We start from the raw sequence: 7,118 nt of genomic DNA, 5'->3' as shown, positions 1-7,118 counted from the left end.
CGAATGCTCACGAATGCCCTTACAAAAATCGGACGGCGTCCGAAAAATGGATGGTCGAGATGATTGGGGCGCGCCAAGGGGCGCCCCTACCCTAATCATTTCGCCACGAGAGGGCTCAATTGAGGGGGTGGAATGGATGATAATGGGGCCAAGGGGCCTAATGTGTGGTGGTAGTCGTCGTTGCCGCCGGCTCATCACTGACCACTTCATCTACCGGCACCGACAAAACAGCCTTCAAGGAATCAGACCCGATAAGCAACCGCGCCTTCCCCCCCACGTTTTTAATGGCCATGCTGGTGGGGTTAATTTTGAGATCGGGATTTTCCAATTTTTCATCCGGCAAGAGATCAGCCAGATTTCTTTCAACCTTGCTGCGGGTTATTTCATCGGCATTAAGGAATTGTTTGGCACCATCATTGCCAACACGGGCCAAATTAAGGGAAACAAGGGAATCATTTTCGGTAATCACAAGGACTTTTGTTTTCGTTTCGTCTAATACAAAGTTCTTGGGTTTTGTATTAAGGGCGATGACACTTGGCGTGATACTGTTACGATTAGCAATACGTGTATTTCCTGCCAGATCAATACTCCACAGAGCATTACCATTTTTTTCCATCACAACTGCTTTACCAGAAATAGCACCAGCTGCACTAATGCTCATATCGTAAAAACTCAGATTTTCAAGACTATCTTCGAGATCAAGATTCAAGTCCACTTTTGCCTGCTGATTATTAAAAACATTGTTTTTACAATAGAGCCTTAGTTTTTTAAATATTTCATCATTTTCATTTTTATAATCGAAAACCACAGAAGCACATTTAACATTATTTTGTTCAACAATATCGAAAGCCGTTGTTACAAAATTTCGAGCATTATTATTTTCACTTCTTCCCAAGTTATCAACAAAGTAAAGAAACCTATCTGCTATACGTGGATTCCCACCATCTAAGTTATCAGCGCTTACTTCAAATACCGAAGGTAGAATATCTGCAGCTGTTGTTCCTGTTACACGTAATTTGCCATCTGTTGCTACTTTTAATACATTGTAACGTACTATCTCAGGCCTATTCCACAACCCAATATCCTGCGCTCCCACGGCATTATTAGCGCCGGCGGCTTGTTGGGCGACAGCTTTTAGGTCAATACCGGCTTCGGGTTTTTGGGCACCTAAAATATTTGTTGCGGTATTGTAAGAAAGTTTTTCGGCATCGGGGGCGGAAGTTTCCTCATAATCCTGCTGATGTAAACCTTGCACGGCCAAGTGGACTTCTCCATTTTCTTCTGTTTTAGCCAGGCTAACCACTTTTGAACCAGCCAGGGAAAAAACAGTGTCTTCCTGGCCTACGCCGTCATGGTCCACAAAATTGGCGGGGCCGGCGACAACATCCTTGGGGCTGTCAACCACCCAGTGGAGGTTTTCATTCACCTTTTCATCGATGGGTTCCGACAATTCTCCGTTCGCCGTCAGGCGGGCGATGTGGAGTTTATCGACCGACTGAATGGACGGATAATAACATTCCACCACCCCATCCGCCCCAATGGGGCAACACAGAGTGTTTTCACGCAGGCAAATATCCACATTTGCAGGAGGCAATTGGTTGGGATCAAAACCGGCTTCTACGTTACCGTCCATAGCCACGGCAGAACCAACCATGCTGTTCCAACGCTCGTTCAATTTGGCGCGGAAAAACCGGGGCCAGTCACGCTGCCACAACGAATTGTTTGCATGCAAATCATCGGTTGAAATAACCAAGGAATCACCAGCCTGGTAAGAACCCGCTTCCATTTTGCCGGCGACAGGCGTGTTGTATTCAGAATCGTGGGCATAGGCCACCAAGCCCTTGTTGGAAGGCGCAGGAATTGAAACAGGAGGCATGGCAGGATTTTCTTTTGAGCCACCCCCTTCAGGATCGTATTTGTCCGAACCACCTCCGGCACCCCCATCGGTTGCAGGGCTAAAACCCCCCGCCCCACCTCCGGCTCCGGCGCAGGCAGAAAGTAGAAAAACAAGGATGATGAATGTAGGGGCGCTGCTCCAGCTTGAGGCTGGTCCGCCTCTGGAGGATGCTGCGCCCTTCTCTGCCAACGTGTGGGGCGCGCCAAGGGGCGCCCCTACTGCGCCCTCATTTAAATAAAATCTGTGGAGTAAATTTTTTAACATGGTACCCAAACCCTCATAAGGTTTCTGACGCCACTTTCGTAGGTGAGGCGCACCAAGGGGCGCCCCTACGAGATAAAACGCCAGTTTCCCCTTATACCTTCCGAAAACTTCCCCTCATCAATGTTCAGAAGAGAAGCCCCTCGACCCATGTCCCCACACGGGTCACCCCCATGTATTGCAATTTGAGTGCCAGCAGATATACTTTGAATTATTATATAAGTTATTGATTTTTAATGATTAAATTAAGGCCCGTTTCGCGTTTATGACCATGAACGGATATTTAAAAAATAATTTCTCAGAATGAGATCCCCCATGTGTCAAAAAGGTGCATAAAAAAGAAGGGGACACGGAATATCATCCATGGGGAAAAGATGATGAAAAAAAAGACAAAGAACTGTGTAAAGTTTTTCATCAATGGTATGAACCCCTGGGGCAAGCCCTGACCCAAGATTCCGTGGCAAGCTACAGGGTTTTGACCCAGCAAGGCGCGTCTCCGAAGCCAACGAGCGTAGGGGATAAAAAATGAAAATCTTGAAAAATAAGAAACAATACAGTAACAATACAAGAATGAAAAACCACTTTACAGCCATCTACGAAAAAAAAGGGAAATGGGTCATTGCCTATGTTGAAGAGATTCCCGGTGTAAATACCCAGGGAAAAACACTGGCCGAAGCAAAACGGAATTTAAAAGAAGCCCTGGAACTGGTACTTGAAAGTAACCGCATGTTGGCCCGCAGCGAAATCCATTCATCCAAAAACGTCATTCGCGAATCAATCGCCGTGAATCAATGAAACGAAAAAACCTGATCCGCCATCTGGAAATTTGCGGTTGCCTTTTGCTGCGTGAGGGTGGCAACCACACGATCTACTTTCACCCGGAAACCCATAAAACATCCACATTCCCCGACACAAAGAAGTTCATGAATTTTTGGCCAAGAAAATCTGCAAGGATTTGGGAGTAAAGGTTCCAAAATAGCTCACTTCGTCCATGCTGGATGGTTCTGACCGACACATTCCCTCGTTCCCACGGTCTCCGTGGGAACGCAATTCCACAACGCTCCTGCGTTCTCCCTAGAACCATTCCGTTTGCACCTCCACCATACTCTCCATGCCAGCATAGTTCCTGGGATACTTCATGACGAAGGAACTAAAAAATAAATCAACGGTATGAACCCCAGGGCAAGCCCTGGACCCAAGATTCCGTCCGCCTTAGGCGGACGGGGTTTTGACCCGGCAAGGCGCGTCCCTGAAGCCAACGAGCGTAGGGGATAAAAACAAATTGATACGTCGTCTTCTTCTTTCCTCCGTCATGATCATCATTAGGATTAATAACCCCCCAAGAAACAGGTCGAAAGACGATCGGCTTTGAGGTGACTGATCATGTTCTGATTATATTGATAGGCAAAGCCGTAGGCATTGGCATTGAGTTTTGCTTCCTGCTCGCTGGCATAGGTATTTGTTGTTCCTTCGATCATTTTTACTCCAACAGTTTTTTGAATGCATGCCTTTGTAACCGCATCCTGCAACCCGGGTCCGGGCAACACTTGAATACCTTGATAAACCCCCAACAAACGATCGTCCCGGTTTTGAAGAGCTTTGTCGGATTCCTGAATAGAATTGAGTTTCTGAATCTGGTTGATTGAAAAACTATTGGCTTGCACGGGTTCCTGTTGAGAAGCCGTTTGCTGTGTTTGGGCTGGCTCAACTGGCTCAAATGACGCCCGTTGAGCTGCAACGGGAGTTAATTCTCCAATCTTTTCCATCGAAGGATCTGCATTGAGGGCAACAGAGGTCAGGATGACAGAAAGGGTCATCACCTTTTTCCCCGCTATTTTTTCTTTCACAAAGCCGCCTGTTTGTGGCTTGAGCCGATACATGCTCCCATCCACCACGTCGATGATAATTCCAATCACTCCAACTCCACCAAATAATATATTTCCAAAAAGCCAACCATTTAATTTTTTGTTTAAGGTTGTTTGATAAGGCTGGTAACCGTGCAAATCGATTTTGACAATATGATTGTCGTCCCGATCCAGTCTTACAATAAGAGGAGTGCGTCCCTGGTTTTGGTTATCGATGGTCACCGAAGCCCCCACAGGATCACTCGATATCCCAACCTTTTGACGGGTTCCGCTGATGATCGTGGCGCAACTGTTCGTCACAAATAAAACAAACACCACTCCATAGATCATTTTGTTATTTTTTAGTTTCATCTTTTGTTTCCTTCTGTGAATTAAGTGAAGTGCATTATTTCTCTTTATCAATTTCAAGCTACTATTCCAATGCATTGGAAGATATCAAGTATAAAGCGGTTGATTTTTAGATTTTTTATGCCGCACTGCGCTGTAATTCGGCATTCAAGATCAATGGTATGCACCCCAGAACAAGGCAGAACAAGGGGTCAAAGCAGAACAAGGGAACAGAACAAGGAAAACAGAAAGAACAAGGAAAAACAAGGAAAAACAAGGGGTCAAGTCTCTGGTTGGCTAATTTGGTTCTGAAAAAACAAGGGGTCAAGTCTCTGGTTGGCTAATTTGGTTCTGGATTTTTTTAATGCGATTTTTAAATGTTAACTTGATATCCATTTTCCCTTTAACTTCTTTACAAGCCCAACCAACCGTTTTTCCACTGCCAAGAGCAAATGTTCTGGCAAGTTGTTCATGAGTATAATCTCCATGTTCCTTTAATATCCAAAGTGCGACCTTTCTGGAAAGATTGGTTTGTCCACGACGCCCTTGGATAATTTGGGTTATGGTTACCCCAAATTCATTAGCCACAGCAGTTAAAACTTTTTCTAGGGACGGCCTGATAAATTGCTTTTCCGCACGAACATGCTCTTTGGATGGTTTATCACTGGCCAGTCGAATATTTTCAATAAAAGACTCTCCCCCTAAAATCACTGGCCATCTTTTTCGCTTATATAAGGCATTCAAGGTACTGTCATTCCCCTCCAAAACAAACTCATGAAAGGACTGAGGACCCTCAAACCATTCCATGATTTTTTCTTTGGAAAACCATCGGATATTTTTTTTACTCAGAAAAATTTTATGACTGCTCCACGGATAATCCTCGGGCATCTCACTAATGCCTGCATCAACCGGGTTTAAGTGGATGTAGCGCACCACTTGATGCAAATAATCCTCTTCTTCAATGACCATAGCCTTATATCGACCCCTAAAAAGTGGACCATCACGACCGTGTGCCCGATTAAAGTGCTGAGTATAGAGACCATTAATATGCCTCATAATGCGAGATAACTTTGCCTCGGGTGTTTTGAAACAAAGATGGTAATGATTTCCCATTAAGCAGTAGGCATACAGCTCAACCCGCCACTTTTTAAAAGTGTCTTCAAGAAGATTTATAAAGAATTGATAATCACCCTCGTCGAGAAAAATCTTTTGACGGACCGCCCCACGATTCATGACGTGATATACAGCTCCGGGATATTGAATTCTTAAAGGGCGGGCCATGTGCAGGTTTGATCACGGAATATCTTTCTAGTCAACCAGAGACTTGACCCCTAGGCTTCTCCTAGTCAACCAGAGACTTGACCCCTAGGCTTCTCTAGGCTTCTGGTTTTGACCCCTAGGCTTCTGGTTTTGTGATCCTATGGAGTTTTTGTCTTTTCCCAAATATAAAGATACCAATAAACTGGCATCGATAAAACACTGCCTAAAATCAGTGCTACTAACCATACGAGCTTTTGATCATTTGTCACAAATTCATTTCTAAAAAGATGGAAGATATAAAAAATAATCATGAAAAAAATTTCTAACATTATTAACATATGCAAAATAATTAATTTTCGGGAAATACCCAAAAAATCTTCAGAAAAAGTGGGCACACCCTGAGAAATTGAAACCATAAAAAAATAGACAACAATTCCCATAAACAGTAAAAAATATAAAAGAGGGCATAAATTTAAAAACCCAACAATTAATTTGGTTGATTTTTTCATCTTGAATTTTTTCTTAATATAGCGCCACAACTCCAACATTTTCCTGTTGAGCCAATAATACCCCACGCTGCAATTAAATTTTTAATACCAAAATCATCTTCTTTCTTCCCCCATAGACTTCTAACAATCTCGCCACAATTTGGACATGTATAAGCAGGAATAATTAATAAATTCCAAAATACCATAAGTATCATAGTGGCAAATTGAAACTTAATATTCTTCACAAAAAACAAGACTGGCAAAGCCATAATAATTGTAAGCCAGCGAGAACATCTAAAACATTTTCTTAATAAAGAATTATATTTTTTACTAAAATCGAGATGATTCATTTGAACAAATTAAATAAGGGTTGAAAATCATCTAGAAAAAATCTTTCGGTAACTCCTTTTGTCCAAGAAGCCGAGGAAGAAATACTTCCTCCAATATTAATGGACCATCCCAGAGGGTCGCCATTTTCTGGATTCAAAATAGCTGAGCCACCAACAACAACACCAAAATTAATATTTAAAGTCATGTCCATAAGAGAACCTTTTACAGCGCCTGCTTCAGCCGATAATCCACCTTCCAAACCAATTGCTCCTTCACCAAAACTGAAATAACCAAATCGACTCAAAAAAGAACGACTGGGATCTGCTCTGTAAAAATAACCTGATGTCACTCCCGGTCCATAAGTCTGCCCACGTCCACCAATGAAATAGGTAGTAAAATCATTTTCTACCCCTGCTAACTGAATTCCAGTATTAACAGGTCCAGGTCGTTCAAAAAGAGGATTGGTTTCATTATAATTAAAATGAAAATCTTTCTTCTCATACCCCGATGAAAGTTCTTTAGATGATCCCTTAAACTGCCCCGTCGCCGCCATCCCCACTGCAGCTCCAGCCATGCCCGCACCAAAAACAACCAATCCCTTCCACCCTCCCGTGGCATAACTTAACCCCGCTCCAATGCCGGACATAATTCCAATGCGAGCCCACTTATCCACTATATTCAAACCTTTTT

8 protein-coding genes and 1 pseudogene are annotated in these 7,118 nt (G+C 43.3%); 2 read left to right on the top strand and 7 right to left on the bottom strand.

Going from position 1 to position 7,118, the window contains the following annotated elements; translation table 11 throughout:
- Positions 1-157 precede the first annotated feature (157 nt).
- On the bottom strand, positions 158-2,161 hold the full coding sequence (locus A2048_10365; GenBank protein OGP10045.1) for a hypothetical protein: 2,004 nt from the start codon (positions 2,159-2,161) through the stop codon (positions 158-160).
- A 325-nt stretch (positions 2,162-2,486) separates the two neighbouring features.
- On the opposite strand from A2048_10365, the gene A2048_10360 reads away from it, so the two are divergent.
- Together A2048_10360 and A2048_10355 are read left to right on the top strand one after the other, a co-directional pair.
- Positions 2,487-2,687: a hypothetical protein gene (locus A2048_10360; GenBank protein OGP10044.1), complete on the top strand. Its 201-nt coding sequence runs from the start codon at positions 2,487-2,489 to the stop codon at positions 2,685-2,687.
- Positions 2,688-2,728: 41 nt separating this feature from the next.
- Positions 2,729-2,953, top strand: coding sequence for a hypothetical protein (locus A2048_10355; protein OGP10046.1), 225 nt, complete (start codon positions 2,729-2,731; stop codon positions 2,951-2,953).
- Here the strand turns inward: A2048_10355 and A2048_10350 are convergent.
- The 6 genes and pseudogenes from A2048_10350 to A2048_10325 all read right to left on the bottom strand — a co-directional run bounded on the left by A2048_10350 (position 2,947) and on the right by A2048_10325 (position 7,118).
- Positions 2,947-3,132: a hypothetical protein gene (locus tag A2048_10350; protein ID OGP10043.1), complete on the bottom strand. Its 186-nt coding sequence runs from the start codon at positions 3,130-3,132 to the stop codon at positions 2,947-2,949. The genes A2048_10355 and A2048_10350 overlap by 7 nt on opposite strands.
- Positions 3,133-3,486: 354 nt before the next feature.
- Positions 3,487-4,374: a hypothetical protein gene (locus tag A2048_10345; GenBank protein OGP10042.1), complete on the bottom strand. Its 888-nt coding sequence runs from the start codon at positions 4,372-4,374 to the stop codon at positions 3,487-3,489.
- Between the two features lie 300 nt (positions 4,375-4,674).
- A complete protein-coding gene (locus A2048_10340) occupies positions 4,675-5,631 on the bottom strand; it encodes a hypothetical protein (protein OGP10041.1) in 957 nt (318 codons plus the stop codon).
- A 137-nt stretch (positions 5,632-5,768) separates the two neighbouring features.
- On the bottom strand, positions 5,769-6,119 hold the full coding sequence (locus A2048_10335; GenBank protein ID OGP10040.1) for a hypothetical protein: 351 nt from the start codon (positions 6,117-6,119) through the stop codon (positions 5,769-5,771).
- Entirely contained in the window at positions 6,116-6,367 is a 252-nt protein-coding gene (locus A2048_10330; GenBank protein OGP10039.1) for a hypothetical protein, read from the bottom strand. Before A2048_10330 ends, A2048_10335 begins: the two co-directional genes overlap by 4 nt.
- A gap of 77 nt (positions 6,368-6,444) precedes the next feature.
- Positions 6,445-7,118 (bottom strand): annotated as a pseudogene (locus A2048_10325) (hypothetical protein).

The organism is Deltaproteobacteria bacterium GWA2_45_12, from assembly GCA_001797365.1.
GTDB lineage: Bacteria > UBA10199 > UBA10199 > UBA10199 > UBA10199 > UBA10199.
The sequence above is the reverse complement of the archived record's forward strand: the minus strand, read 5'-3'. Positions and strand labels throughout refer to the sequence as shown.